The sequence below is a fragment of the Cupriavidus sp. FW306-1B-F12B genome, from assembly GCF_058781795.1.
Genome location: NZ_JBYSXC010000012.1, coordinates 187,489 through 213,091 on the forward strand (window position 1 = coordinate 187,489; position 25,603 = coordinate 213,091).

Here is a 25,603-nt window from a genome sequence, read left to right on the forward strand (position 1 = left end):
CGATGCCGCCAATCGCAATGGCTGCGATCGGCGCGCGGGGCTGCATGGAAGGCCTCTTCACGCATGAGCCGGGTTGGCCTGTAGTCAGGAGGCGGGATGCGCCACACCGTACTGCGACGACAGGTATCGACGGATATGGTCGGGCGAATCGATAAAACGCGTCTGGCCGCTTACGTGAATCTCCACGCCGTCATCGACCGGCGCGCGCCCGGCGCCGAGCACCAGGACGGGGGCGGACTGGTTCGCCTCGCCGATCAGTTCGACAATTGCCATGCGAGGGCGGGGCGCATCGATGTATTCGACATCAACTTCATTGCGCAACTGCGGGAAGAAGCCGAGCAGGCCTTCAACGGCAACGGAATCTCCACAATAGAACGGACCTTCCGAGCCTGAAAAAAAGCCGGGGCGAAGCATGAATAGTTTGTCTTTCACTTTCACTCTCTCTGCGGGTTGAAATTGCTGGCGGACGCGCGTCGCTTGCCGTATCGCGAACCACCGGCCACAGGATAAGCAGCGCAAATTGAACCCACCAGTGGCACGAAAGACAATTTGCGTAAAGATCGTGCCAACTTGATGGGAGTGGCGGCGATCAGGATCGCAGCACACGCAACAGACATGGGGGAGAGTCTTGCGAGACGTAGAGCGGATGGGGCAAAATCAATCGCTAGTGGCATCAATGCCAGTTTCCGTCCATATCGTGCCAAAGACCAAATCACAATCGTCTGCCAACGCAGGACTGGTTGCCGTCGTCGTGTATGACGGCCTGAGCCTCTTTGAATATGGCTGCGCCGTTGAAGTGTTCGGTCTGCCAAGACCTGAAATGGGTGACAGCTGGTATCGCTTCACGACCTGTTCCGCCGAATCGGGGAGGTTGCGCGGTTCGGGGGGCATCCAGGTACAGGCTGACGGTGGCCTCGAACTCCTGGCCAAAGCGAAGACCATCATCATTCCGGGGTGGCGCGGTATCGAAGCGGAGGTCCCGCCGGAACTTTGCCGCGCGTTGGGGAAGGCAAACAAACGCGGGGCGCGCGTCATGTCAATCTGCACGGGCGCCTTTGTCCTGGCGGCAGCGGGGTTGCTCGATGGAAAGCGTGCGACTACGCACTGGCGCCATGCCGCAGCACTCGCGGCGCGATATCCGGACGTCCACGTGGAAGCGGACGTGCTCTATGTCGATGCCGGCGATGTCCTCACGTCTGCCGGCAGTGCGGCGGGAATCGACTTGTGCCTCCACCTGATTCGCCGGGATCTTGGCCCGCGCGCTGCCAATCAGGTCGCACGCCGACTGGTCATGCCACCCCACCGCGAAGGCGGGCAGGCCCAGTATATCGACGAGCCGGTCTCAAAGCGTAGCGGCTCGTCGCTGGCACCCTTGGTGGACGCGGTGCGCGCAACATTGGACGAAGGCTGGTCGATTCTCAGAATGGCAAGGCAAACGGCGATGAGTGCCCGGACCTTTCAGCGGCACTTTGTCAGTACGATGGGGATGCCGCCAGGGGAGTGGCTGCTTACCGAGCGCCTGGGCCGGGCCAGGACGTTGCTCGAAGAGACCGATTTATCCGTGGATGAAATCGCGGTGCAAGTCGGCTTTGGTGCTGCAGCCACGTTGCGCAATCATTTCCGGACTCGGCTTGGAACCAGCCCGGGTTACTACAGGCGACGGTTCAGCGCATCCGAGGCACGCTGATTGGACTTTCTGATTGAGCAGCGCGAACAGCTTGCACATGAGAGTCGAGGCAGCCGGACCCCTTAGCGCGATTCCGTTGGCACGTCAGCTGCCAGTATCTCGCGGGCGCGCAGAATTGCCGACATTGCGTTTGGCCATCCCGGTCGGCGGAGCGCGGACAGGGCGCTGGGCTGTCGCGGTGGCTTTCGCTGGCTATCGCCGGCCAGCGGAACAGGTTGGCGGTAGACGTGGCGGTAGAACCCTGGGGCCGAATTAATGCCCTCCCGCTTTCAAGGGCAGCGAACGCCCGTCGATTTCCATTGATGGCAGCCCCAGGAGCGCGCGCGCCTGGGCCACTGTCGCCACGGGGCGCCCATATTCCTCGCACAAGGCTGCTACCTGGCTGACCAGCGCAGCGTTGGAGGGCGCCAGTGTCTGCTTGTCGAGCCGCACATTGTCTTCCAGGCCGGTGCGGCAATGGCCGCCCAGTTCGAGCGACCAGCGCGCCATCGTCAACTGGCCCCGACCGATGCCAGCGCCGGTCCAGGTCGCATCGGGTGCCAGGCGCCGCAGGGTGTGCACGTAGAAGGCGAGCACCTCGCGATCGACCGGCATCGCATTTTTGATCCCCATCACGAACTGGATATGCAGCGCGCCGCCGATCTTGCCGGCCTGTTGCATGGCCACTGCCTGGAAGATCATCGACAGGTCGAAGGCCTCTATCTCGGGCTTGACGGCGTAGGCCTTCATTTCCGCGGCGAGCCAGTCCACCAGGTCTGGCGGATTGTCATAGACGCGGGTCGGGAAATTGACCGAGCCGGTGGCAAGCGATGCCATGTCCGGCCGCAGCGACAGCATCCCCCCTCGCTCCCTTCCCGCGCCGGAGCGGCCGCCGGTGGAGACCTGCGTGATGATTCCCGGCGCATGTTTGCGGATGCCCTCCAGCACGCGGGCAAAGCGGTCGGGCTCGGAGGAGGGCGTCTCGTCGTCATTGCGCACGTGCAGGTGGACTAGCGTGGCGCCCGCCTCGAAGGCGGCCTGGGTGGATTCGATCTGCTCGCTGACCGTGATCGGCACGGCAGCGTTGTCACGCTTGCGCGGCAGCGAGCCAGTGATGGCGACGGAGATGATGCAGGGCTGGGTCATGTCGGCTCCGGTAAGGATGTATGGCGTCACGCCTGTGACAGGAAGCGGATCACCGCGTGCGAGAACGCCTCGGGCAACTCCCAGTTGGACAAATGCGCGGCATTGAGCGCGAGGTATTCGGCGTCGGCAATGCCTTGCGCCAGCTCGCGGCCCTGTTCCGGCGTAGTGGCGGCATCCTGCACGCCCGCGATCACCAGCACGCGCGAGCGGATGCCTGGCAGCAGGCCGCGCAGGTCGGCATCGCGTACGGCGGCGCAGTTGGCGATATAGCCGTCGGGATCCGTGGGGGCGAGCATGGCGAGCACGGGCGCGATGTGCGCCGGATCGCCTGCCAGCGCGGCCGGCGTGAACCAGCGGACCAGCACACCCTCGGCAATCGCCGCCATGCCCTCGTTGCGGACGCGCTCGATGCGCGTGTTCCAGCCGGACGCCGGGCCGATCAGCGCCGCGGTATTCGCCAGCACGAAGCGGCCGAAGCGTTCGGGATGATGGCGTGCCAGCCAGATGCCGGTCATGCCCCCCATCGACAGGCCGCAGAAGTGGGCGTGCTCGACACCGGCGTGGTCCATCACCGCCAGCACGTCGGCACCAAGCTCGGCCATGCCGAACGGCGCTGTCGGCACGCCGGAGGCGCCATGGCCGCGCGTGTCGTAGCGCAGCACGCGGAAGCGCTCCAGCAGCGCCGGCATCTGCGGGTCCCACATCGACAGGGTGGTTCCCAGTGAGTTGGACAGGACCAGCACCGGCGCGCCGGCCGGACCGTGGAGTTCATAGTGAAGGCGAAGCCCGTCGCGGGTGGCAAAGCGCATGACGTGGGCTCCCTCAGCGGATCGATGAAGGATGCGGCGCCAGCGGCGTGACGGCGATCTTCATGTACGGGAACAGCGGCAGCCCCGACAGCAGCGTGTGCAGTGCCTCGTTGGACTCGACGTCGAACACGCTGTAGTTGGCATACTCGCCGACCACGCGATAGAGCTGCTGCCATTTGCCCTGGCGCTGCAGGTCCTGCGCATAGGTTTTCTCGCGCGCCTTGATGTCCTCCGCCTGCGCGGTGGGCATGTCGTGCGGCAGATTTACGTCCATTCGTACCAGATACAGCATTGGTGTCTCCTCGCCTCGATTCTGATGGGGTCTGATTGCAGGGATTCAGGCGCGGTCGCGCCGGTAGTGGGCGAGCTTGTCCTCGTCCAGGGCCATGCCCAGGCCAGGGCCCTGCGGCAGGTGCAACGCGAAGTCGCGGTAGACGGGGCGCTCGGCCACGATGTCGTCCTTCAGCAGCAGCGGGCCGAACAGTTCGGTGCCCCACGCCAGTTGCGGCAGGGTCGCAAAGCCGTGGGCGGCGGCTATGGTGCCGATGCTACCTTCGAGCATGGTGCCGCCATACAGCGCGATGCCGGCCGCATCGCCCACCGCGGCCGTGCGCAGCATGCCGAAGATGCCGCCCGACTTGGCGATCTTCAGTGCGAACACGTCGGCGCCGCCGATGCGGGCCAGTTCCATCGCATCCTCGGGCCCGCACACGGCTTCGTCGGCCATGATGGGCACGACGAAGCGCGCCGCCAGACGCGCCAGCGCGGCGCGTTGTTCGCGAGGCGTGGGCTGCTCGATCAGATCGATGCCGGCGGACTCCAGCATGGCAATGCCGGTGGCGGCATCCGCTTCGTTCCAGGCCTGGTTGACGTCCACCGTGACGCGCGCCCGCTCGCCCAGCGCGCGCTTGATCGCGGATACGTGCGCCACGTCCTCGCGCACGCTGCGCCGGCCGATCTTGAGCTTGAAGGTGTCGTGGCGGCGCTCGGCAAGCAGGCGCTCCGCCTCGTCGATGTCCCGCGCGGTGTCGCCGCTGGCCAGCGTCCACAGCACCGGCAGGGTGTCGCGTACGGCGCCGCCCAGCAGTGTCGCCAGCGGCACGCCGAGACGCTTGCCCTGCGCGTCCAGCAGCGCGGTCTCGAGCGCCGACTTGGCGAAGCGGTTACCGCGTGCGACCTTGCCGAGGCGCGCCATGGCGCCATGCACGTTGGCCGCATCCTGGCCCAGCAGCGCTGGTGCAAGGTAGCTGTCGATGGTCAGCTTGATGCCTTCGGGGCTCTCGTCGCCGTAGGAAAGACCACCGATGGTGGTCGCCTCGCCGAGGCCTTCGACGCCGTCGGCACAGCGCAGCCGGACGATCACCAGCGTCTGCCGCTGCATGGTCGCCATGGCGAGCTGGTGCGGCCGGATGGTCGGAAGATCGACCAGGATGGCCTCGATGGACTCGATGGCCGTGGTGCTTTGCTGCGTCGCCACTTTCATACCTTCCTGATGCAGTTGAACGTTGCACCGGAGTATGGAGGGCTATTTTTTGGGTGTCCAACACCGTTGGCGTCTGATTCCATACCTTCAGAGTATGGACCGCCCGTTGATCCCTAATCCTTCGGCGGCGGCAGGTAGGCCATGCCCTCATCCTCGTAGAGCTGGTAGATCATGTCCCGCAGCGAGCGCAGGTCGGCCGACTCGTCCAGCATGCGCGTGCTCATGATAATGGGCGACACCAGCTTGGGATCGTCCAGTTCCTTGTAGGTCACGTCGCCCCGCTTGAGCCCGTAGACGCTGCTCGGGACCACCGAGATGCCTTCGCCCATCGCCACCAGCCCGAGTGCGATCTGCAGCTCGCGCACCTCGTGCAGGCGGCGCGGCTTCAGGGCGCGGTCGTGGAAGGCGGCCAGCACCTGGTCGGCAAAGCTCGGGCGCGGCGCCTTGGGGAAGATGATGAGCGGCTCGCCGACCAGGTCGTGCAGCGCGAGCTCGGGCTTGGCGTCAGCCAGCGGATGGCCGACCGGAAGCGCCACGATCATGCGCTCCTCGCGCAGCACCACGCGCCGCACCGACGGGTCTTCGTGGCGAATGCGCCCGAAGCCCACGTCGATGCGCCCCTCCTTGAGCGCCTTGATCTGGTCCATGGTCGACATCTCGTGCAGGCTCAGTTCGAGATCGGCGTGCATCTGCCGGAAGCGCCGGATGATCCGCGGCAGCATCCCGTACAGCGTGGAGCCGACAAAGCCGACCGACATCTTGTGCTCGATCTTGCCGACCCGCTTGGTCATCGCCTGCAGTTCCGCGGTCTGGGCCAGCAGTTGCAGCGCGTGGGTATAGAAGAAGCGCCCGGTGTCGGTCAGTTTCAGCGGGCGCGAGTGGCGCTCGAAGAGTTGCACACCCAGGTCGTCCTCCAGTTGCTGGATCTGGCGCGACAGCGGCGGCTGTGCGATATGCAGCCGCTCGGCCGCCCGGGTGAAGTTGCGTTCCTCTGCCACGGCCACGAAGTAACGCAGGTGCCGCAATTCCACGACTATACCTCCTGAGTATCAAGCGGATACTAAATCAGTGTTGGACTGCCAAAACTGGCGTTGACTATGCTCCATCCATACCCGGAAGACAAGCTCAATACCTGCAAAGCATGGTCCGGGACCCAACCACAACTATGGAGACCCCCATGACTCACTCGGAAATCGACGCCCTGGTCCACAGCTTTATCGTCGCCACCGGCACGCAAGGCACCCCCGACCCGCGCGTGCAGCAGGTGGTAGTCCGCCTGACCGCGGACCTGTTCAAGGCAATCGAGGACCTCGACCTGAGCGCCAGCGAAGTCTGGAAGGGCATCGAGTACTTCGCCGAGGCGGGCGCCACCCAGGAGTTGGGCCTGCTCGCCGCCGGCCTGGGGCTGGAACGCTTCCTCGACGTCCGCGCCGACGAGGCCGAAGCCCGCGCCGGCCTGACCGGCGGCACGCCGCGCACCATCGAAGGCCCGCTCTACGTGGCCGGCGCCCCGGAAAGCACCGGCTTCGCCCGGCTCGACGACGGTAGCGACGACGGCAAGGGCGAGGTCCTGTTCATGCAAGGCACGGTGTTCGGCGCCGACGGCAAGCCGCTGCCCGGCGCCAGGGTCGAGGTGTGGCACGCCAACCTGATGGGCAACTATTCGTTCTTCGACAAGACCCAGTCGCACTTCAACCTGCGCCGCACCATCGTCACCGACGCCAATGGCCGCTACCAGTTCCGCAGCAACGTGCCCAACGGCTACGGCTGCCCGCCGCAAGGCACCACCCAGGGCCTGCTGGACCAGCTCGCGCGCCACGGACGGCGCCCGGCCCACATCCACTTCTTCGTGTCGGCGGACGGCCACCGCAAGCTGACCACGCAGATCAACATCGACGGCGACGAATACCTGTGGGATGACTTCGCCTTCGCCAGCCGCGAGGGGCTGGTGCCGGCGGTGACCCGCGTCACCGAAGCCGCAGCGCTCGACAAACACGGCGTGGACAAGCCGTTTGCCTCGATCGACTTCGATTTCCGGCTGCTGCCGGAGCAGGCCGGCGCCCCCGCCGCCGAGGTGGAGCGCCAGCGCGCCGCCGCCTGATTTTCCGTAGTGCCGCCCGCCGCGCGGGCCGGCAGATCCAGTCCGGGCGGCAGCGCCATGCGCAGGGCCGTCCAGCAGACAAGACATCGGCAGGAGACAACTCCATGATCCCCATCTATCCGGAGGGCAAGGCCCCCGTTCGCCCCAGCGCCGGGCGCCTCGACCTCGACGCCTTCCTGGTGGAAGACAAGGCAAGCGGCGACCACCGGCTGCACCGCGCGGCCTTCACCGACGAAGACCTGTTCGAACTCGAGATGAAGCACATCTTCGAGGGCAACTGGATCTACCTGGCGCACGAAAGCCAGATCCCGAACAACAACGATTACTACACCACCCATATTGGCCGCCAGCCGGTGGTGATCGCGCGCAACCGCCAGGGCGAAGTGAACGCTTTCATCAATGCCTGCAGCCACCGCGGCGCCATGCTGTGCCGCCACAAGCGCGGCAACAAGGCCACTTATACCTGCCCGTTCCACGGCTGGACCTTCAACAACAGCGGCAAGCTGCTGAAGGTGAAGGATCCCGAGAACGCCGGCTATCCCGACTGCTTCAACAAGGAAGGCTCGCACGACCTGAAGAAGGTGGCGCGCTTCGAGAACTACCGCGGCTTCCTGTTCGGCAGCCTGAACGCGGACGTGCCGCCGCTGCAGGACTTCCTCGGCGAAGCGGCGCGCGTCATCGACATGATCGTCGACCAGTCGGCCGACGGGCTTGAGGTGCTGCGCGGCTCGTCCACCTACACGTTCGAGGGCAACTGGAAGCTGCAGGCCGAGAACGGCGCCGATGGCTACCATGTGTCGGCGGTGCACTGGAACTACGCCGCGACCACCAGCCAGCGCAAGCAGAAGAATGCGCAGGAAGACAAGATCCGCGCCATGGACGCCGGCAAGTGGGGGCAGCAGGGCGGCGGCTTCTACGCCTTCGAGCATGGCCACATGCTGCTGTGGACGCGCTGGGCCAATCCGGAGGACCGCCCCAACTTCAGCCGCCGCGAGGAATTCGCCGAGCGCTGCGGCGCGGAGACCGCGGACTGGATGATCCAGAACTCGCGCAACCTGTGCCTCTATCCCAACGTCTACCTGATGGACCAGTTCGGCTCGCAGATCCGCCTGCTGCGTCCGCTGGCCGTCGACAAGACCGAGGTCACCATCTACTGCATCGCGCCGAAGGGCGAATCCGACGAGGCGCGCGCGCGCCGCATCCGCCAGTACGAGGACTTCTTCAACGTCAGCGGCATGGCCACCCCGGACGACCTCGAGGAATTCCGCGCCTGCCAGCAGGGCTACGCCGGGCAGGCGCTGGCCTGGAACGACATGTGCCGCGGCGCGAAACACTGGATCGACGGTGCCGACGAAGCCGCGCAGCGCATCGGACTCAAGCCCGTGATGAGCGGGGTGCGTACCGAGGACGAGGGCCTCTACACGGTGCAGCACCGCTACTGGCTGGACGTGATGAAGAAGGCCGTGGCAGAGCAATCCGCCGAAGCCGCGAATGAAGCCACCGACGCCGCCGCAGGGAGCGCAGCATGAGCGCCGCCGACACCACCCTCGACAAACCGGTCGACCTTGCCGCCATCCAGTCCTTCCTGTACCGCGAGGCACGGCTGCTGGATGACGAAGAGTGGGACGCATGGCTTGCGTGCTACCACCCCGACGCAAAGTTCTGGATGCCCTGCTGGGATGACGACGGCAAGCTGATCACCGACCCGCAGCGCGAGGTCTCGCTGATCTATTACCCGACCCGACAGGGCCTGGAGGATCGCGTGTTCCGCATCAAGACCGAGCGCTCCAGCGCCACCATTCCGGACACGCGCACCAGCCACAACCTGAGCAACGTCGAAGTGCTCGGGGTGGCGGGCGACACCTGCACCGTGCGTTTCAACTGGCACACGCTGAGCCATCGCTACCAGACCACTTACAGCTACTTCGGCATGTCGCGCTACACCCTCGACCTCTCCGGCGGGCAGCCGCGCATCCTGGACAAGTATGTCGTGCTCAAGAACGACTACATCAACCAGGTCATCGACATCTATCACATCTGATCCAGGCTGGAGGAACGCGCCATGGAACACACCATTGCCCTGCAATTCGAAGACGGCGTCACCAGGTTCATCACCTGCGGCGAGCACGAGACCTTGTCCGATGCCGCCTATCGCCAGCAGATCAATATCCCGCTGGACTGCCGCGACGGCGCCTGCGGCACCTGCCGCGGGCTGTGCGAGTCGGGCAGCTATGACCTGCCGGCGTCGAGCTATATCGAGGATGCACTGACCGCGGAGGAAGCTGCCGAGGGCTACGTGCTGGCCTGCCAGACCCGTCCGCGATCGGACTGCGTGATCCGCGTGCCCGCCTCGTCAGCCGCGTGCAAGACCGGCGTCACCACCTACCAGGGGACGCTGGCCGAGCTCGAACAGCTCTCCGATTCGACCATCGGCTTTTCCATCGACCTGGACGAGGCCGCTGGCCTGGACTTCCTGCCCGGCCAGTATGTCAATGTCGAGATCCCGGGCACCGGCCAGACGCGCTCCTATTCCTTCAGCTCCGCGCCCGGCAGCGCGCGCACCGGCTTCGTGGTGCGCAACGTGCCGGAAGGCCGGATGAGCACGTGGCTGACCAGCCGGGCCAGATCAGGCGAGCGCGTGGCGTTTTCGGGCCCCTACGGCAGCTTCTACCTGCGCGAGGTGGCGCGGCCGGTGCTGTTCCTGGCCGGCGGCACCGGCATCGCTCCCTTCCTGTCGATGCTCGATGTGCTGGCCGCCAGCGGCTGTGCGCAGCCGGTGCGCATGGTCTACGGGGTCACCAACGACATCGACCTGGTGGCGCTGTCGCGCATCAATGCGGCCCAGGGTGCCTTGCCCGGCTTCGAATACCGTACCTGCGTGGCTGACGCTGCCAGCAACCACGCCCGCAAGGGCTATGTCACAGCCCATGTGGAGCCGGAATGGCTCAACGGCGGTGATGTCGACATCTACCTGTGTGGCCCCGTGGCCATGGTGGAGGCCGTGCGCGGCTGGCTGCAGCAGAGCGGCATCACGCCCGCCGGCTTCTACTATGAGAAGTTCTCGGCCAGCAACGCGGCATGAGCGAGGAGCACGACAACATGAGAACTGCTACACGCTTTGCCGGCAAAGCCATGATCGTGACCGGGGCCGCACAAGGCATCGGCCGCGGCGTCGCACTGGCCGCCGCCGCCGAGGGCGCCTCGGTGGCGCTGGTCGACCGCTCGGCGCTGGTCGATGAAGTCGCGGCGCAGATCGTCGCCGCAGGCGGGCAGGCCATCGCAGTGCACGCCGACCTGGAGCGCTATGCCGGCGCCACGCAAATGGCGCAGGCGGCCGAAGCAGCCTTCGGCCGCATCGACATCCTCGTCAACAACGTGGGCGGCACAATCTGGGCCAAGCCCTTCCAGGCCTATGAGGAGGACCAGATCGAAGCCGAGATCCGGCGCTCGCTGTTCCCCACGCTGTGGTGCTGCCGGGCGGTGCTGCCCGGCATGGTCGCGCGCCGGCAGGGCGTCATCGTCAACGTGTCGTCGATTGCCACGCGCAGCATCCACCGTGTGCCCTACGCGGCGGCCAAGGGCGGCGTCAACGCACTGACGGCCAGCCTCGCCTTCGAGCATGCGCACGAAGGCGTGCGCGTCAACGCAGTGGCCACCGGCGGCACCGAGGCACCGCCGCGCAGGATCCCGCGCAACATGGCAGCGCAGAGCGAGCAGGAGGCCATCTGGTACCAAGCCATCGTCGACCAGACCAGGGCCTCGAGCCTGATGCACCGCTATGGCACGATCGACGAGCAGGTCCATGCCATCCTGTTTCTCGCATCGGACGAGGCTTCTTACATTACCGGCACGGTCTTGCCAGTTGGCGGCGGGGATCAGGGCTGACGGTGGCATCGATTGGAGCGCAGTCCAACCGCCGAGGGACTGCAGCGTGTTGCATTGTTCGGCTTACAGCTTACATTGGCAGATAGGAGTCAGATCATGAGCAAGCCCTCGATCATTCTGGTGCACGGCTTCTGGGGAGGTGCCGCGCATTGGGGAAAGGTCATCGTTGAACTGGCGCGAAAGGGGTATACGAACCTCCGCGCCGTTGAAATGCCGCTGACATCGCTTGCTGACGATGTCGAGCGTACCCGCAAGATGATTGCCCAGCAAAAAGGGCCAGTCCTTCTGGTGGGGCATTCGTACGGTGGTGCGGTGATTACCCAGGCGGGTGACCAGCCCAATGTGGTGGGGCTTGTGTATATCGCGGCGTTTGCGCCAGAAGCGGGGGAGAGTCCCGGTGGCATTACTCAGCAGCATCTTCCGGTTGCGGCTCCCAATCTCGAACCCGACAGCGACGGCTACTTGTGGCTCAAGTCCGATATGTTCCATGAGAGCTTCTGCCAGGATCTTTCGCCCGACGACGCGCTGGTGATGGCGGTGACGCAGAAGGCGCCGCTTGCAAGCACCTTCGGCGACGTCATCACGGCGCCGGCCTGGAGAAAGAAGCCGTCCTGGTACCAGATTTCCAGCGAAGACAGAATGATCGCCCCCGAAAACCAGCTGAAGATGTCAGCCCGGCTCAATCCCCGGAAGGTCATGACTCTGGCGGCAAGCCATGCTTCGCTGGCTTCGAAGCCAGTCGAGGTTGCAGCGTTGATCGACGAAGCCGCGACCGACTCGGTCAAGGGATAACTCCCTGAACGCCGGCGCCCGCCGGGCCAGGCTGGGCAGTGCGCCGAACAGCGGAAAGCTGCGCGGGAATCAAGGGGAGCCCCCCGGCTACAGCATCGCTGAATGCAAATGATGCGGATTGTCGAGCGTCTCCGCGATGATCCGCAGCGACTCCTCGATCTCATCACGCTCGCCCGGGCCGCCCAGGCAGACGCGGATCGCATCGGGCGGGTTGCCGTCGGTCGAGAAAGCGGCGGCCGATACCGCGCCGATGCCGCGCGAGCGCAGGTGCAGCGCCAGTTCCGACGGGCTCCACGCTGAAGCTGCCGGGATCGGCAGCCACAGGTGAAAGCCTTCCGGGTCTGCGTCATAGGCCAGGCCCTCGAGCACATGGCGCGCAATCAACTGCCGCGCCGCGCTTTCGGCGCGGATGGCCTTGAGCATGTCGTCTACCGTTCCGTCCTTGATCCAGGATGTAGCGAGCAGTGTGTTGATGGGGCTCGCCATCACCGTCGTTGCCCGCAGGGTGCCAGCAAGGCGCTGCGCCTGCCGGGCGGTGGGGGCGTGCAGGAACGCTATGCGCAACCCGGCGCCCAGGCATTTGGACAGGCCGGTGACGTAATACGTGAGTTCCGGGGCGAGCGCGGCAAACGTCCGCGGTGCCCGCAGCGGCAGCATGCCGTAGGCATCGTCCTCGATGATCGGCACGCTGTAGCGCAGCGCGACTTCGGCGAGCTGCTCGCGGCGTGCCTGCGGCATGGTGCGCGTGCTCGGGTTCTGGATGGTCGGGTTGCAATAGAGCGCCGCCGGCTTCTGTGTCTTGCACATGGCTTCGAAGGCGTGGGCGAACGGGCCATCCTCGTCGCCGGGCAGCGCCTGTAGCTGGATATTGAGCTGCGCGGCGATGGCCTTGATGCCGGGGTAGGCCAGCGCGTCGGCACAGATGGTCTGCGCCGGGCGCGCGAGCTGCGACAGCAGTGCGACCAGCGCGCTGTGGATGCCGGGCGTGACCAGCACGGTGTCCGCGCTGCATGCCGGCACCCAGCTGCGCAGCCATTTCGCGGCGACGGAGCGATCGGCCGGGGATCCGCCAAAGTCCTGGTAGCGCAGCAGCGAGTAGGGGTCGGCGGCCTCCAGCAGTTGCGCCATGGCGTCACGAAGCCGCCCCGTCATCGCGGGCGGCTCCGGCGGCATGTTCATGGTCATCTCCGCACCCGTGCCGCCGCGCAGCGGCATCGCGGGCGCACGTCCGCGCACGTAAGTGCCACTTCCTGTCTTGGTGTCGATCAATCCCCGCTTCCTCGCTTCGCTGTAGGCGCGCGCCACGGTGGTGTAGTTCAGTTGCAGCGCTTCGGCCAGGTCGCGCAGCGCCGGCAACCGGTCGCGTGCGCGCAGCTGGCCATCGGCCAGCGCCTCCTCGATCAGGTCCGGAATCAGCAGATAGGCAGGCTTGGCACTACCGGCGATACGTTTTAACCAATGGCTGGTCAGGTTGGACACCATGGTCTCCCGCTGCGCGATGCGATGGAATTCAGTGCCCTGAGGGTAGCACTCGAATGATCGCTTACCAAGCCACGCAGGCGATCGCATCTGAAGTTCTCAATGATGGTGCGATATCAACGCTCATGCACCACGTGTGCGCACCCGGGCGGCTTGCTCCCGTTCAAAAACGTGCATTGTGGCAAAGCCGTCATGGCGTGCGCTGTGCGCCTTTGGTGGCATCCATGGCCAAAGCCGTTGCGATCATTGGGCCGATCATTTGGTCGCCATCGCTTTGATTGGAGATTGATCGCATGACTGCGGACATTGCGTGGCACATCGGTTGCGGATGTTGGCGTGTTCGGCCTGGCGCCGAACGGTCGATCGGCATGGGATCGATCGACCGCACTGCCTCATCAACGCAACGGAGAGAAGCATGCCTGCTGTCAGCAAACCGGCCCACAAGAAGGGCGATTTCCTGGTCGACTATGAAGAGAAGGTATTCGAGGACGTAAAGGCAGAAGCCGGCGAGAAGGCGCTGGTGACATTCCACACCGTCGCCTTCGAAGGCTCGATCGGCTTCGTCAACATGCTGCAAGCCACGCGGCTGCTGCGCAAGGGCTTCGAGACCTCGATTCTGCTGTATGGCCCCGGCGTCAACCTCGGCGTTCAGCGCGGCTTCCCGACGCTCGGCGATGAGGCGTTTCCGGGCCACATGAACTTCAACAAGCAGCTCACCAAGTTCATGGAAGAGGGCGGCAAGGTCTACGCCTGCCGCTTCGCCCTGCAGGCCCTGTACGGCCACGGCGAAGCCTCGCTGATCGAGGGCATTCGCCCGATCAGTCCGCTCGATGTGCTCGACCTCAAGCTGCTGCATCGCAAGGAGAACGCGCTGATCATCGACACCTGGACGGTCTGAGCAAAAGGGCAGGTGCCACCATGTCACAGAAACCCATTGTGCGCGCGGCCGCGGTTCAGATCGCGCCCGACCTCGAGAGCGGCGAAGGCACGCTGGCCAAGGTCTGCGAGGCGATCGACGAGGCCGCCGGGAAAGGCGTGCAGCTGATCGTCTTCCCGGAGACCTTCGTGCCGTACTACCCGTACTTCTCCTTCGTACGGCCGCCGGTGCACTCCGGCAGCGACCACATGCGGCTGTACGAGCAGGCCGTGGTGGTGCCCGGCCCGGTTACCGATGCCGTCGCCGGGCGCGCACGCCGGCACGGCATGGTCGTGGTGCTCGGCGTGAACGAGCGCGACCACGGCAGCCTGTACAACACGCAGCTTATCTTCGACACCGAGGGCAATCTCGCGGTCAAGCGCCGCAAGATCACGCCCACCTTCCACGAACGGATGATCTGGGGGCAGGGCGATGCGGCCGGCCTGAAGGTCGCGGACACGGCAATCGGCCGCGTCGGCGCGCTGGCGTGCTGGGAGCACTACAACCCGCTGGCCCGCTATGCGCTGATGACCCAGCACGAGGAAATCCACTGCAGCCAGTTCCCAGGCTCGCTGGTCGGGCCGATCTTTGCCGAGCAGATCGAAGTCACGATCCGGCACCACGCGCTGGAATCCGGCTGCTTCGTCGTCAACGCCACCGGCTGGCTGACCGAAGCGCAGATCGCCTCTGTGACCACCGATCCGGCGCTGCAGAAGGCGCTGCGCGGCGGCTGCAACACCGCAATCATCTCGCCGGAGGGGCAGCACCTGGCGCCGCCGTTGCGCGAGGGTGAGGGCATGGTCATTGCCGACCTTGACATGTCGCTCATCACCAAGCGCAAGCGAATGATGGATTCGGTGGGCCACTACGCGCGCCCGGAACTGCTAAGCCTGGCCATCAATGAGCGGCCGGCGGTGACGGCAGTGCCGATGGCAGGCGCCTTCTCCAACTTCCATGGGAGCATCCGCGATGACATCCAGCGCGACCGTGCCGGCTTCGAGCCGGCAATTGATGACTGAGCTGCAGTCCGTCGGGCTGCGCCTGGAAGACCCGAATGCCGGCGCGGCCAGCCGCCGCGGCGGGGCGGGTCCGTCCGACCACAAGGCGGTCACCATCGACGGCGTGACCATCATGGTGCCGGTGCATACCAGCACGGCGTGGCACTCGCCGTTCGTGGCGCAGGCGCCCGACGGAACGGGGCGCAGCGCGCTGATGCGCGGAACCATCCCGATTGCCAGCATCAGCTTTCCGAAGGCGCCGCGTTTCCATGCGCTGCAGACCCTGGAGGGCATTCCGTACTCGCATATCGCCACGCTGCATGGCGCCGACGTGCTGGCCACGACCGTCCTGCAGACCTGCATCCGGTACGAGAGCCGCAAGAAGACCTGCAAGTTCTGCTCGATCGGCCAGTCGCTGGCGGCAGGCCGTACGGTGGCGCGCAAGACGCCCGAGCAACTGGCCGAAGTGGCACGCGCCGCGGTGCTGCTCGATGGCGTCAGGCATATGGTGCTGACCACCGGCACGCCGCCGACGCCGGACCGGGGTGCGGCTATTCTTTGCGAGAGCGCCTTCGCCATCAAGGCGGCGGTCGACCTGCCGATCCAGGCGCAGTGCGAGCCGCCCGACGACGACCGCTGGTTCGAGCGCATGAAGGCCGCCGGCATCGACACGCTCGGCATGCACCTCGAGGTCGTCACGCCGGCGCTGCGCGAACGCATCATGCCGGGCAAGGCGTCGGTGCCGCTGAGCCGCTACATGGAAGCCTTCAAGGCTGCCGTTGCCGTGTTCGGCAGGGGGCAGGTCAGCACCTACATCCTCGCGGGACTCGGCGACACCGCGGAAGCCATCCTGGCGATCTCGCGCGAGCTGATCGAACTCGGGGTGTATCCGTTCGTGGTGCCTTTCGTGCCGATCTCCGGCACGCCGCTGGAGGACCACCCGGCTCCCTCGCCGGCCTTCATGCAGTCGATCCTGCAGCCGCTCGGCGCCATGTTGGGCGCCGCCGGCATGCGCTCGTCCGATATCAAGGCGGGTTGCGGCAAGTGCGGCGCGTGCTCGTCGCTGGCCACCTACGAGCGCGAGGCGGCACTGGCGAGCGACGGAGCAACATTATGAAAGGCAATCTCTGCGTCGAGGTGCCGGGCATCCCGATGTTCCGCATCCGCTGGGCGGAGCACGTCTGGGAGGCGGAGCAGGCCTATCGCTTGCGCCAGGCCGTGTTCTGCGAGGAGCAGGGCATCTTCGCTGGCGACGACCGGGACGCGGTGGACGACGTGGCGCAACTGCTGGTGGCGGTGCGCTTCGAGCCGGAGTTGCCGGGCCATCCCGGCACCGTGGTCGGCACCGTGCGCATCCATGAAAGCGAGCCGGGCGTGTGGTTCGGCTCGCGCCTGGCGGTGGATGCGGCATACCGCAGCCAGGGCAAGATCGGCGCGACGCTGATCCGCCTGGCGGTGAGCAGCGCCCACGCGATCGGATGCCGGCGCTTCCTTGCGCACGTGCAGAGTCAGAACGTGCCCTTGTTCAGGCGCTTGCATTGGCACGTCCTGGCAGAGGAGACGCTGCTCGGGCGGCCGCACCACCTGATGCAGGCAGATCTGAACCATTACCCGCCTTGCCATACCCCGCACGCGGGCCTGATTACCGAAGGCAGGGCCATGCGATGAACCTCGATGATCTCGTACACACGCTGCGCAGCAGCCGCGGCTTTGCGCATAAGACCGATATCCCGGCCATGTTGTCGCCGCTTGGCGCCGCGGCCGCCGGACGCAATGCAGCCATGGCTGTCGATGTCGGCGACGACTGCGCGGCATGGCGGGATGGCGACGGCTACCTGCTGTTCGCCATCGAAGGACTGGTCAGCGATTTCATCCGCACGATGCCGTGGTTCGCCGGCTACAGCGCGGTCATGGTGAACGTCAGCGATATCTATGCGATGGGCGGCAGGCCGACGGCCGTGGTCGATGCGCTATGGAGCCATGGCGCCGCCGACGCCGCCGAAGTGCTCAAGGGCATGGCCGCGGCGTCCGTCGCCTATGGCGTGCCGATCGTCGGCGGTCACAGCAACGCGCGCAGCGAGCAAAGCCAGCTTGCGGTGGCCATCCTCGGCCGTGCGCGCAAGCTGCTGTCGAGCTTCGCCGCGCGTCCCGGCCAGCGCCTATTGATGGCGGTGGACCTGCGCGGCGCATTCGCGGAGCCGTACCCGTTCTGGAACGCGTCGACGGGCGCACCGGGCGAACGACTGCGCGCGGATCTCGAACTCTTGCCGGTGCTGGCCGAAGACGGCCTTTGCGCGGCGGCCAAGGACATCAGCATGGCGGGTGCGCTCGGCACCACGCTGATGCTGCTCGAATGCTCCGGGGTGGGCGCCAGCATCGCGCTGAAGCGCATTCCCAGGCCCGCTGGCGTGCCGCTGGAGCGGTGGCTGACGGCATTCCCCAGCTATGGCTTCCTGCTGGCCGTCGATGACGACGAGGCGCAGGCGGTCGAACGCCGCTTCCTCGATCGCGGCATTGCCTGCGCCCAGATCGGCGCCATCGACGATTCCCGTGTCGCCACGCTCACGCACGCAGGCGAACGGGCCACGTTGTGGGACTTCCGCGAGGCGGGGTTCATCCTGCCGACGCGCCTGGCCACGCCGATCGATTCCCCAACCTGAGACCTGCCATGCCGGTTACCCATTTCCGCATCCGCTGGCCTGACCAGACCGAGATGGCCTGCTATTCCCCATCCTCCATCGTCACGAAGCATTTTGCCGCCGGGACGGCGTATCCGCTGGACGAGTTCGTCGAGCGCGCGCGTACTGCGCTGGGCGCCGCTTCCGAGCGGGTGTGTGCCAGGTACGGCTACGCCTGCTCCTCCGCGATGGACCAGCTCCGCATCCTGGAAATCGCTGCGCAGCGGTTCCAGGGTCAGGAGGACGCCACCGTCCAGTTTCTTGGCTTTGGCAGCTAGCCGATTTCCAAATTCCTCGCCTCAAAGGATCCAACATGTCCCACGTCATCAACACCAATCCGGGCCAGGCCGCAGAGCCCAGGCACTACGGCGTCATCATTGTCGGCGGCGGCCAGGCCGGACTATCGATGAGCTACTTCCTGAAGCAGGCCGGCATCGATCATCTGCTCATCGAGAAGCACACGGTCACGCACACCTGGCGCACGCAACGCTGGGATGCGTTCTGCCTGGTGACGCCGAACTGGCAATGCGCGCTGCCGGGCTATCCCTACCAGGGTGACGAGCCGCACGGCTTCATGAAGAAGGATGAGATCGCGGCCTATCTCGATGGCTTTATCCGGACGGTCGGCGCGCCGGTGCTCGAGCATACCGAGGTGCGGCAAGTGAAGGCGCGCGCGCTGGGGGGATTTTCCGTGGTGACGAGCCAGGGCGCATTCACCGCGGACCAGGTGGTGGTGGCCTCGGGCGGTTATCACACGCCGATCGTGCCGCGCATGGCCGAGCGCTTGCCGGCGTCGATCCGGCAGCTGCAATCGTCCGAATACAGGAATCCCGAGTCGCTGCCAGACGGTGCGGTGCTCGTGGTCGGCTCTGGCCAGTCGGGCGCGCAGATTGCGGAAGATCTGCATCTGGCCGGCCGCAAGGTGTATCTCGCCGTCGGCGAGGCGCCGCGTTGCGCGCGCTTCTATCGCGGGCGGGACGTCGTGGACTGGCTCGCGGACATGAAGTACTACGATCTGCCCGTCACCGAGCATCCGCTGCGCGAGGGCGTGCGCGACAACACCAATCACTACGTCACCGGGCGCGACGGCGGCCGCGATATCGACCTGCGCAAATTCGCCACCGAGGGCATGGAGCTCTACGGCGTGCTCGACGACTACCTCGACGGCCGACTGCGTTTTGCGCCGGACCTTCGTCACAACCTGGACGACGCCGATGCGACCTACAACCGCATCAACGCGAGCATTGACAAGTTCATCGCGGAGCGGGGCATCGAGGCACCGCCGCCGAGCGTCTATGAGCCCATGTGGACGCCCCCGGCCGAGCGCACCGAACTGGATCTCCAGGCAGCCGGCATTGGTTCGATCATCTGGTGCATCGGCTTCCGACCGGATTTCAGCTGGCTCGAAGTGCCGGTGTTCAACGGCCGCGGTTATCCGGGTCACGAACGCGGCGTGACCGCACACGCCGGCCTGTACTTCCTTGGCCTGCCCTGGCTGCACACGTGGGGGTCGGGGCGATTCTCCGGCATCGCCCGCGACGCCGAGTACCTGGCCGCCCTGATCGCCGCAGGCCGGGGCGACACCGCGCTGGCCGCCTGACATGGAAGCCGTCGTCTCGCGCCATGTGGCCGGCATGCCCCAGTTGGCATATACCGGCCTGTCAGAGAACTGGCTGCTGAAGACCTGCGGCGACCTGCACTGGCGCCTGCAGGCCGCCGGCGCCGGCCTGGGGGGGCCGGACTTCAGGGATGCCGGAGGCCATCCGGTGTATGCGGCGTTCACCGCGATCCGCGTGCGCGACGCGGCGCCGCAAACGATCGGCGAGCACGCCGAGTTCAGCATCGGCTCGCGCATCGTGCCAGCGGGCGGCGTGAAGCACCTCAGCGAACATACCGTCGACATGCAGGGGGACCGCCGCGCCAGCGTGACGATGCTGTCCACCTTCATCCGCCGCACGCGTGAGCGGGACAACCGCTCGGTCGTGCGCACCATGCCGACCGTGGCCGCGCAGTGGGCCGGCGCCGGCTCGTCGGCCCAGGCGGCGGAACTGTCGCTGCTGGCACGGCGTTTTCGCTGCGGCGATTGGGGTACGCATCTCGGGCTCGATCAGGCCCGGCATCGCGTCTGCCACGCGGCCGAATACTTGCCGTGCCCCTGCAACGACTTCAACGGCGCCGACCTGCTGTACTTCGCCAGCTTCCAGGCCATGGTCGATCGCGCGGAATGGCAATGGCGCCGCGACGCGGATCCGCCCACGGTGTTCGCGCGGGACCTGTTCTTCCATGGCAACGTCAATGTCGGCGAGTCGCTGGAGCTGACCTTTTCCGCGCTGCGCGAGGACGAGGAGGGATTGACGCACTGGTGTGAGATCCGACGCAGCCGCGACGGCGAGAAGATCGCCGATGTGGTCACGCAGAAGCGCTGGAGGCAGCGATGAACGCGAAACGGGATGACCCGGCAGGCGCCCTTGAGCTGAAGCCGGTCTACGGGCCCGGCGACCTGACTGGCCTTGGCCACCTGGGCGGCATGCCCGGCGAGGCCCCGTTCGTTCGTGGCCCCTATCCCTCCATGTACCGCGGCAGGCCATGGACCATCCGCCAGTACGGGGGATACGGCGACGCCGCGACGTCGAACCTCGCCTATCGCGAGGCTTTGAAGCAGGGCGCGCAGGGCTTGTCGGTGGCCTTCGACCTGCCGACCCATCGCGGCTACGATTCCGACGATCCACTGGCGCAGGCCGATGTCGGCATGGCCGGTGTGGCCATCGACTCGGTCGACGATATGCGGCGCCTGTTCGAAGGCATTGCGCTGGACCGTGTGTCGGTATCGATGACAATGAGTGGTGCGGTGCTCCCCGTACTGGCAGCGTTCCTGGTCGCGGCCGAGGAATCGGGCGTCCCGTTCGAACAGCTGCGCGGCACCATCCAGAACGACATCCTCAAGGAGTTCATGGTCCGGAACACCTGGATCCATGCGCCGCAGCCGTCGCTGCGCATCGCCACCGACGTGGTCGAATGGCTGGCGGCGCATGCGCCGAAATTCAATGGCATGTCGATCTCGGGCTATCACTTCCAGGAAGCGGGAGCCGATCCGGTGCTGGAACTGGCGCTGACACTGGCCAATGCCAGGACCTATGTCGGCCTGCTGCGTGAGCGTGGCCTTGATGTCGACGCATTCTGCGGCGGACTAAGCTTCTTTTTCGGCGTCGGCAAGCAATTCTTCATTGAGATCGCCAAGCTGCGCGCCGCGCGGCTCCTGTGGCACGACATCGTGCGCGAACTGGGTGGCACCAGCGCGCGCGCCACGGCGATGCGCATGCATTGCCAGACTTCGGGCTGGACGCTCGCCGCGCAGCAGCCGCTCAACAATATCGCGCGCACCACGGTCGAGGCGATGGCTGCGATCTTTGGCGGTACGCAGTCGCTGCATACCAACGGCTTTGACGAGGCGCTGGCATTGCCGGGCGCGCAGGCCTCGCGGCTGGCTCGCGATACGCAACTGGTCCTCCAGCATGAATTTGGCCTGTGCGAGGTGGCGGACCCGTGGGCGGGCTCCTACCTGATCGAGTCGCTGACCGGCCGCATGGTGACGGAGGTTCGCGCGGTGCTGGCGCACATCGATGCCCAGGGTGGCACCCTGGCAGCCCTCGAATCCGGCTGGGTGCAGCGGCGCATCCACCAGGCTGCGCTGCGGACGCAGGCTCGGCTCGATGCGCAGGAAGAGGTCGTGGTGGGTGTCAACCGCTACCAGGAGCCCGACGGCAATGGCCAGGAATGCCTGGAGATCGACGGTACCCGGGTGCGCGTGCAACAGGCACGCCGCCTGGACGCGCTGCGCAGCCGCCGCGATGACGCTGCGGTCAGGCATGCGCTGGCGGCGCTGACCGAGGCCGCCAAGCGCGGCGGCCCCAACCTGCTCGCCGGTGCAATCGACGCGATGCGTTGCCGCGCCACGGTCGGGGAATGTACCCGGGCGCTGCTCCAGGTCTGGCCGCGCCATACGGTGCGGGCGTCCTACGACGCTGCGCTGTACGGCACGGCTCGCGCCGGCAACAAGGAATGGCTGGCGGCCTGCGAGTGCGTCAGTGCGCTGCGCGAGCGGCTCGGCCGCGCGCCCCGGATCTTCGTGGCCAAGCTCGGCCAGGATGGCCACGACCGCGGTGCGAAAGCGGTGGCGGCCGGGCTTGCCGATGCCGGGTTCGTCGTCGAACTGACGCCGCTGTTCCAGTCCGCCGATGCGGTTGCGTCTGCCGCCTGCGATGGAGACTTCGATGCCATCGGCATCTCCACGCTTGGCGGCGCGCATCTGGATCTGCTGCCGGCGCTGCTACACGCCTTGCGGCAGCGCGACTCCGATGTGCCGGTCTTCGTCGGCGGCATTGTTCCGGCAGGCCACAGCCGCTTGCTGCGCCAGTGCGGTGTGCAGGGGATTTTCGGACCGGGCACGCCGATGGAGATCATCGTGAGCACCATCGTGGCTGCGCTCACGTTGTCGAGGATGCTTACGGCGTCCGCGCCTTTCCATTGACGCCTCCCGTTTGCTATCCAGACCATGACGGTAAAAATCTCCTCATTGAGCTGAGTTTCTGCAGTTTTCCCGGGACCACGCGGCGGGATGCATGATCTGCGTACTGGCGCCGATGCACTTCCTGGGATCGGTGCTGGGAGCGGCAAGCGCGAAAACGCCAACAGAAACCTCAGATAAGCGTGACGTCCTCGATCGCCACGTCGCCCACCAGCATGTAGCCGGGCGCATGCGTGATACACAGCGGCAGCCGCGTCTGCACGGCCGCGGCCTGAGGCGTCACGCCGCAGCCCCAGAATACCGGGATCTCGCCTGGCAGGATGGCGGTGGGCTCGCCTTCGTCGGGACGGTTGACGTCTGCAATGCCGATCGCTGACGGATCGCCGGCATGCACCGGTTTGCCATGCGCTGCCGGCAACGCTGCGCAGATCTCGCTGGCGCGCGCGGCCTGTGCCGGCGTATAGGGGCGCATCGACACTACCATCGGCCCGCGGAACGGCCCCACCTGCGTGGTCTTGATGCTGGTGCGGTACATCGGCACCACCTTGCCTTCATCGACATGCCGCACGGCCAGGCCGGCGCGCTGAAGCGCATCTTCGAAGGACAGCGAGCAGCCCAGCACGAAGCCGACAAAGTCGTCCCGCCACAACGCGCCGATGTCGCCGCACTCTCCGGCCAGCTTGCCATCGCGCCAGATCCGGTAGCGCGGCAGGTCGGTGCGCAGGTCGATATCTTCGCCCAGCCCCGGCACCAGCGGCGAGCCAGGCTCGGTCATGCCGATCAGCGGGCAGGGCACGGGGTTGGCACGGCAGTAGCCGAGGAAATCGTCGGCCCACTGGCGTGGCAGGATCATCAGGTTGCCCTGCACGCGGCCGGGCGCCATGCCGGCAGTGTGCCCGTGCCAGGCACCGCTGCGGATGGCGGCGCGCGCGGTGGCCGGGCTGGCTGCCCAGCCGGGCAGCGCAACGGTAGCGTCATGCATGTCAGGTCGCTCCAGGCCGGTGGCGCATTAGCGCAGCGCCTCGCGCGAGGTTTCCCTGACGCGCAGCAGCCCAAGCAATGCGATGCCCGAGCCGCCCATCAGCAGGTACGCGGGCGAGAGCAGGTTGCCGGTGGCGCCGATCAGCGCGGTAGCCACATATGGCGTCACGCCCCCGCCGAGGATGGCGCCAAGGTTGAAGCTGAAGGCCATGCCGGAATAGCGCACGCGGGTCGGGAACTGCTCGGCGTAGGTGGGATAGCCGACGGACTGCACGATCGGCATCGGCAGCGCCACGATCAGCATGGCGAGGAAGGCCAGGCCGATATTCTGCTGGTCCATCAGCGCCATCATCGGCACCACCAGCACGATGTAGCCGACAAAGCCGATGGCGAGCACCTTGCGCCGGCCCAGGCGGTCGGAAAGGGCGCCCCAGAACGGCATCAGCACCGCCATGGTGAGGCTGACGAAGGCCATGATCCAGTAGACGCTGGCCTTGTCGTACTTGAGGTAGGTGGTCATGTAGATGTTCATGAACACCAGGCCCACCCAATAGCCCACATTCTGCCCGAAGGACAACACCAGCACCTTGAGCACCGCGGGCGTGTGCTGGCTGAACACTTCCTTCAGCGGTGCCTTGGGCGGTTCGTTGTGTTGCTGGAAATGCTGGAATGCCACCGACTCTTCCACGCGCTTACGCACCAGGAACGAGATCATCACCATCGGGATGGCGCTCAGGAACGGGATGCGCCAGCCCCATGCCGTCATGGCTTCGCTGCCGAGGATGGAGGTGGTCAGCCCGCACACGGTTGCCGCCAGTGCGCCGCCGATGGCCACACCCACCGGCGTGAACGAGCCGAAGAAGCCGCGCCTGCCGGATGGTGCCGATTCGGCCACGTATGCCGCCGCGCCCGTGACTTCGCCGCCGGCGAAGAACCCTTGCACCAGCCGGATCAGCAGCAGCAACAGCGGCGCCGCAAGGCCCGCGCTCGCGGCAACGGGCAGCACGCCGATGGCGGCAGTGGCAACGCCCATGCCGATCACGGTGACCAGCAGCACGGCGCGTCGGCCGATGCGGTCGCCGAGCCGGCCCAGCACGATGCCGCCGATCGGGCGCATCAGGAAGGCGCTGCCGAAAACCGCCAGGATCGCCAGCAGCGACGCGGTGGCGTTGTCGCCCGGAAAGAACAGCGGCCCGATGGTGGCGGCCAGGTAGCCATAGATGCCGAATTCGTAGTACTCGATGGCTGTGCCGGCAGCGGCGGCCACCGCGGCCTTGCGGGCCACGGCGACATCGCCGGTGACTGGGGCCGAGATGGGGGCCGAGGCAGGGGCATCCGCCAGCGGCAGCGTGGAAGTGGGGGCGTTGGACATGATCACGTTTCCAGAAACAGGGTGAAAGAAGCCGCGCCGGCTGCCGGTGGCATCCCGCGGGTCCCGGGGTCTGAGCATGAATACCGGTACGCTGCGCCGCTGTAACCGCGGCTGCGTACCTGTTGTTAATGGACTGCCTGCTTTGTCAGGTCAGTCCTTGCTGCATTCACAGCGTTAATGCACGCATGGAAGCTCTGTTTTTCAGCAACAAACGTGCCAGTCAAAATCAACTGTGAAATTCCGTGGGAATAAGCGCGACTTGTCCTGGTCGGTGATGACCATCCATTTTGCTGTCTCCTTTTATTCGGTTGCGCCAGAATGAACTGGCTGGGTGCATGCCGTGTTCTCTTGCGGGGCACGGCATGCACTGCTGCCGCCGTATTACTGCCTGTTCATTGCTTCAGTACGGGCAGCTCATTAATGAGGTAATTCGCGTGCTCCCGTTCAGATAACGCATCAACAGCTACTGTCATTCCCGCGAAGGCGGGAATGACGGTGGTTAAATCAGCCCGCGGGAATAAACGCGCCCAATACCTGCCCTTCCTCGACTGGCTCACCCTCACCAACCAGGTACTCAGCCACATAACCGTCGGCGGGCGCTTCCACGGGAATTTCCATTTTCATGGATTCAATAATCACCAGCGTGGCATCGCGCGCTTGCGCAACATTTGGCACGGCCACGATCTTCCACAACGTACCGGTGGTCTCCGCGACGATGGGCAAGGCGTTCGGTTGGTCTGGCATGGGGGCTCTTGATTTGTTGATCCGGATT

26 protein-coding genes are annotated in these 25,603 nt (G+C 66.0%); 16 read left to right on the forward strand and 10 right to left on the reverse strand.

Going from position 1 to position 25,603, the window contains the following annotated elements; translation table 11 throughout:
* Positions 1-84: 84 nt before the first annotated feature.
* Entirely contained in the window at positions 85-432 is a 348-nt protein-coding gene (locus AC3WLE_RS20675) for a DUF3088 domain-containing protein (protein WP_026201285.1), read from the reverse strand.
* 244 nt (positions 433-676) lie between these two features.
* Between AC3WLE_RS20675 and ftrA the strand changes: the two genes are divergently transcribed.
* A complete protein-coding gene (ftrA, locus tag AC3WLE_RS20680) occupies positions 677-1,687 on the forward strand; it encodes a transcriptional regulator FtrA (RefSeq protein ID WP_492356849.1) in 1,011 nt (336 codons plus the stop codon).
* A gap of 252 nt (positions 1,688-1,939) precedes the next feature.
* Here ftrA and AC3WLE_RS20685 read toward each other — a convergent pair whose 3' ends face one another.
* The 5 genes from AC3WLE_RS20685 to AC3WLE_RS20705 form a co-directional block, all read right to left on the reverse strand.
* Positions 1,940-2,812, reverse strand: a complete 873-nt coding sequence (locus AC3WLE_RS20685; RefSeq protein WP_492317817.1) for a 3-oxoadipate:acetyl-CoA acetyltransferase — start codon at positions 2,810-2,812, stop codon at positions 1,940-1,942.
* Between the two features lie 26 nt (positions 2,813-2,838).
* Entirely contained in the window at positions 2,839-3,621 is a 783-nt protein-coding gene (gene pcaD / locus AC3WLE_RS20690; protein WP_492356848.1) for a 3-oxoadipate enol-lactonase, read from the reverse strand.
* Positions 3,622-3,634: 13 nt separating this feature from the next.
* Positions 3,635-3,913, reverse strand: a complete 279-nt coding sequence (gene catC / locus AC3WLE_RS20695; RefSeq protein ID WP_492317815.1) for a muconolactone Delta-isomerase — start codon at positions 3,911-3,913, stop codon at positions 3,635-3,637.
* 45 nt (positions 3,914-3,958) lie between these two features.
* Positions 3,959-5,104, reverse strand: coding sequence for a muconate/chloromuconate family cycloisomerase (locus tag AC3WLE_RS20700; protein WP_492317814.1), 1,146 nt, complete (start codon positions 5,102-5,104; stop codon positions 3,959-3,961).
* A 113-nt stretch (positions 5,105-5,217) separates the two neighbouring features.
* On the reverse strand, positions 5,218-6,135 hold the full coding sequence (locus AC3WLE_RS20705; RefSeq protein WP_492317813.1) for a LysR family transcriptional regulator: 918 nt from the start codon (positions 6,133-6,135) through the stop codon (positions 5,218-5,220).
* 146 nt (positions 6,136-6,281) lie between these two features.
* On the opposite strand from AC3WLE_RS20705, the gene catA reads away from it, so the two are divergent.
* The 6 genes from catA (at position 6,282) to AC3WLE_RS20735 (ending at position 11,882) form a co-directional block, all read left to right on the forward strand.
* Positions 6,282-7,205: a catechol 1,2-dioxygenase gene (gene catA / locus AC3WLE_RS20710; protein ID WP_492317812.1), complete on the forward strand. Its 924-nt coding sequence runs from the start codon at positions 6,282-6,284 to the stop codon at positions 7,203-7,205.
* A gap of 104 nt (positions 7,206-7,309) precedes the next feature.
* Positions 7,310-8,734, forward strand: a complete 1,425-nt coding sequence (gene benA / locus AC3WLE_RS20715; protein WP_492351121.1) for a benzoate 1,2-dioxygenase large subunit — start codon at positions 7,310-7,312, stop codon at positions 8,732-8,734.
* Positions 8,731-9,246, forward strand: coding sequence for a benzoate 1,2-dioxygenase small subunit (benB, locus tag AC3WLE_RS20720; RefSeq protein WP_492356847.1), 516 nt, complete (start codon positions 8,731-8,733; stop codon positions 9,244-9,246). Before benA ends, benB begins: the two co-directional genes overlap by 4 nt.
* A gap of 21 nt (positions 9,247-9,267) precedes the next feature.
* Positions 9,268-10,287 (forward strand): benzoate 1,2-dioxygenase electron transfer component BenC, encoded by a 1,020-nt coding sequence (benC, locus tag AC3WLE_RS20725; protein WP_492317809.1) that lies wholly within the window; start codon positions 9,268-9,270, stop codon positions 10,285-10,287.
* A gap of 17 nt (positions 10,288-10,304) precedes the next feature.
* Entirely contained in the window at positions 10,305-11,090 is a 786-nt protein-coding gene (locus tag AC3WLE_RS20730; RefSeq protein ID WP_492317808.1) for a 1,6-dihydroxycyclohexa-2,4-diene-1-carboxylate dehydrogenase, read from the forward strand.
* Between the two features lie 96 nt (positions 11,091-11,186).
* Entirely contained in the window at positions 11,187-11,882 is a 696-nt protein-coding gene (locus AC3WLE_RS20735; RefSeq protein ID WP_492356846.1) for an alpha/beta hydrolase, read from the forward strand.
* 87 nt (positions 11,883-11,969) lie between these two features.
* On the opposite strand, the gene AC3WLE_RS20740 is transcribed toward AC3WLE_RS20735, so the two are convergent.
* Positions 11,970-13,361: an aminotransferase-like domain-containing protein gene (locus AC3WLE_RS20740; protein ID WP_492317942.1), complete on the reverse strand. Its 1,392-nt coding sequence runs from the start codon at positions 13,359-13,361 to the stop codon at positions 11,970-11,972.
* Positions 13,362-13,776: 415 nt separating this feature from the next.
* Here AC3WLE_RS20740 and AC3WLE_RS20745 point away from each other — a divergent pair, with 415 nt between their 5' ends.
* Genes AC3WLE_RS20745 through scpA form a run of 9 tightly spaced genes read left to right on the forward strand, consistent with a single transcriptional unit; the run spans position 13,777 to position 22,481 of the window.
* Positions 13,777-14,259, forward strand: coding sequence for an MSMEG_0572/Sll0783 family nitrogen starvation response protein (locus AC3WLE_RS20745; protein WP_456806965.1), 483 nt, complete (start codon positions 13,777-13,779; stop codon positions 14,257-14,259).
* Positions 14,260-14,279: 20 nt separating this feature from the next.
* The gene (locus AC3WLE_RS20750; protein WP_492317806.1) at positions 14,280-15,296 is read left to right on the forward strand and encodes a Nit6803 family nitrilase; all 1,017 of its coding nucleotides are present in this window, start codon (positions 14,280-14,282) and stop codon (positions 15,294-15,296) included.
* On the forward strand, positions 15,289-16,392 hold the full coding sequence (locus AC3WLE_RS20755) for an MSMEG_0568 family radical SAM protein (RefSeq protein WP_492317805.1): 1,104 nt from the start codon (positions 15,289-15,291) through the stop codon (positions 16,390-16,392). The genes AC3WLE_RS20750 and AC3WLE_RS20755 overlap by 8 nt, the downstream gene beginning before the upstream one ends.
* On the forward strand, positions 16,389-16,943 hold the full coding sequence (locus AC3WLE_RS20760) for an MSMEG_0567/Sll0786 family nitrogen starvation N-acetyltransferase (RefSeq protein ID WP_492356845.1): 555 nt from the start codon (positions 16,389-16,391) through the stop codon (positions 16,941-16,943). The genes AC3WLE_RS20755 and AC3WLE_RS20760 overlap by 4 nt, the downstream gene beginning before the upstream one ends.
* Complete coding sequence (locus tag AC3WLE_RS20765) at positions 16,940-17,935, forward strand: sll0787 family AIR synthase-like protein (RefSeq protein ID WP_492317803.1); 996 nt, start codon at positions 16,940-16,942, stop codon at positions 17,933-17,935. The genes AC3WLE_RS20760 and AC3WLE_RS20765 overlap by 4 nt, the downstream gene beginning before the upstream one ends.
* Positions 17,936-17,943: 8 nt before the next feature.
* Positions 17,944-18,231: an MSMEG_0570 family nitrogen starvation response protein gene (locus tag AC3WLE_RS20770; protein WP_492356844.1), complete on the forward strand. Its 288-nt coding sequence runs from the start codon at positions 17,944-17,946 to the stop codon at positions 18,229-18,231.
* Positions 18,232-18,266: 35 nt separating this feature from the next.
* Positions 18,267-19,553, forward strand: a complete 1,287-nt coding sequence (locus tag AC3WLE_RS20775) for an MSMEG_0569 family flavin-dependent oxidoreductase (protein ID WP_492317801.1) — start codon at positions 18,267-18,269, stop codon at positions 19,551-19,553.
* 1 nt (position 19,554) lies between these two features.
* Entirely contained in the window at positions 19,555-20,391 is an 837-nt protein-coding gene (locus AC3WLE_RS20780; RefSeq protein WP_492356843.1) for a Pnap_2097 family protein, read from the forward strand.
* Positions 20,388-22,481, forward strand: coding sequence for a methylmalonyl-CoA mutase (gene scpA / locus AC3WLE_RS20785; RefSeq protein WP_492356842.1), 2,094 nt, complete (start codon positions 20,388-20,390; stop codon positions 22,479-22,481). Before AC3WLE_RS20780 ends, scpA begins: the two co-directional genes overlap by 4 nt.
* Positions 22,482-22,650: 169 nt before the next feature.
* Here scpA and AC3WLE_RS20790 read toward each other — a convergent pair whose 3' ends face one another.
* From AC3WLE_RS20790 to AC3WLE_RS20800, 3 genes are all read right to left on the reverse strand, one after another.
* Positions 22,651-23,460 carry a putative hydro-lyase gene (locus AC3WLE_RS20790; protein ID WP_492317798.1) on the reverse strand — a complete coding sequence of 270 codons (810 nt, stop codon included), beginning with the start codon at positions 23,458-23,460 and terminating at the stop codon, positions 22,651-22,653.
* 27 nt (positions 23,461-23,487) lie between these two features.
* Entirely contained in the window at positions 23,488-24,831 is a 1,344-nt protein-coding gene (locus tag AC3WLE_RS20795) for an MFS transporter (RefSeq protein ID WP_492356841.1), read from the reverse strand.
* Positions 24,832-25,335: 504 nt separating this feature from the next.
* A complete protein-coding gene (locus AC3WLE_RS20800; RefSeq protein WP_492317796.1) occupies positions 25,336-25,575 on the reverse strand; it encodes an acyl-CoA carboxylase biotin carboxyl carrier protein subunit in 240 nt (79 codons plus the stop codon).
* Positions 25,576-25,603 lie beyond the last annotated feature (28 nt).

Excerpts from the sequence above, each read along its gene's own strand:
- AC3WLE_RS20745 (WP_456806965.1), top strand. The coding sequence starts at position 13,777 with ATGCCTGCTGTCAGCAAACCGGCCCACAAGAAGGGCGATTTCCTGGTC.
- AC3WLE_RS20755 (WP_492317805.1), top strand. The coding sequence starts at position 15,289 with ATGACTGAGCTGCAGTCCGTCGGGCTGCGCCTGGAAGACCCGAATGCC.
- AC3WLE_RS20685 (WP_492317817.1), bottom strand. The coding sequence starts at position 2,812 with ATGACCCAGCCCTGCATCATCTCCGTCGCCATCACTGGCTCGCTGCCG.
- AC3WLE_RS20760 (WP_492356845.1), top strand. The coding sequence starts at position 16,389 with ATGAAAGGCAATCTCTGCGTCGAGGTGCCGGGCATCCCGATGTTCCGC.
- AC3WLE_RS20775 (WP_492317801.1), top strand. The coding sequence starts at position 18,267 with ATGTCCCACGTCATCAACACCAATCCGGGCCAGGCCGCAGAGCCCAGG.
- benB (WP_492356847.1), top strand. The coding sequence starts at position 8,731 with ATGAGCGCCGCCGACACCACCCTCGACAAACCGGTCGACCTTGCCGCC.
- AC3WLE_RS20770 (WP_492356844.1), top strand. The coding sequence starts at position 17,944 with ATGCCGGTTACCCATTTCCGCATCCGCTGGCCTGACCAGACCGAGATG.
- ftrA (WP_492356849.1), top strand. The coding sequence starts at position 677 with ATGCCAGTTTCCGTCCATATCGTGCCAAAGACCAAATCACAATCGTCT.
- AC3WLE_RS20700 (WP_492317814.1), bottom strand. The coding sequence starts at position 5,104 with ATGAAAGTGGCGACGCAGCAAAGCACCACGGCCATCGAGTCCATCGAG.
- AC3WLE_RS20735 (WP_492356846.1), top strand. The coding sequence starts at position 11,187 with ATGAGCAAGCCCTCGATCATTCTGGTGCACGGCTTCTGGGGAGGTGCC.
- benA (WP_492351121.1), top strand. The coding sequence starts at position 7,310 with ATGATCCCCATCTATCCGGAGGGCAAGGCCCCCGTTCGCCCCAGCGCC.
- catC (WP_492317815.1), bottom strand. The coding sequence starts at position 3,913 with ATGCTGTATCTGGTACGAATGGACGTAAATCTGCCGCACGACATGCCC.
- AC3WLE_RS20780 (WP_492356843.1), top strand. The coding sequence starts at position 19,555 with ATGGAAGCCGTCGTCTCGCGCCATGTGGCCGGCATGCCCCAGTTGGCA.
- AC3WLE_RS20765 (WP_492317803.1), top strand. The coding sequence starts at position 16,940 with ATGAACCTCGATGATCTCGTACACACGCTGCGCAGCAGCCGCGGCTTT.
- AC3WLE_RS20800 (WP_492317796.1), bottom strand. The coding sequence starts at position 25,575 with ATGCCAGACCAACCGAACGCCTTGCCCATCGTCGCGGAGACCACCGGT.
- AC3WLE_RS20730 (WP_492317808.1), top strand. The coding sequence starts at position 10,305 with ATGAGAACTGCTACACGCTTTGCCGGCAAAGCCATGATCGTGACCGGG.
- AC3WLE_RS20795 (WP_492356841.1), bottom strand. The coding sequence starts at position 24,831 with ATGTCCAACGCCCCCACTTCCACGCTGCCGCTGGCGGATGCCCCTGCC.
- pcaD (WP_492356848.1), bottom strand. The coding sequence starts at position 3,621 with ATGCGCTTTGCCACCCGCGACGGGCTTCGCCTTCACTATGAACTCCAC.
- scpA (WP_492356842.1), top strand. The coding sequence starts at position 20,388 with ATGAACGCGAAACGGGATGACCCGGCAGGCGCCCTTGAGCTGAAGCCG.
- AC3WLE_RS20750 (WP_492317806.1), top strand. The coding sequence starts at position 14,280 with ATGTCACAGAAACCCATTGTGCGCGCGGCCGCGGTTCAGATCGCGCCC.
- catA (WP_492317812.1), top strand. The coding sequence starts at position 6,282 with ATGACTCACTCGGAAATCGACGCCCTGGTCCACAGCTTTATCGTCGCC.
- benC (WP_492317809.1), top strand. The coding sequence starts at position 9,268 with ATGGAACACACCATTGCCCTGCAATTCGAAGACGGCGTCACCAGGTTC.
- AC3WLE_RS20790 (WP_492317798.1), bottom strand. The coding sequence starts at position 23,460 with ATGCATGACGCTACCGTTGCGCTGCCCGGCTGGGCAGCCAGCCCGGCC.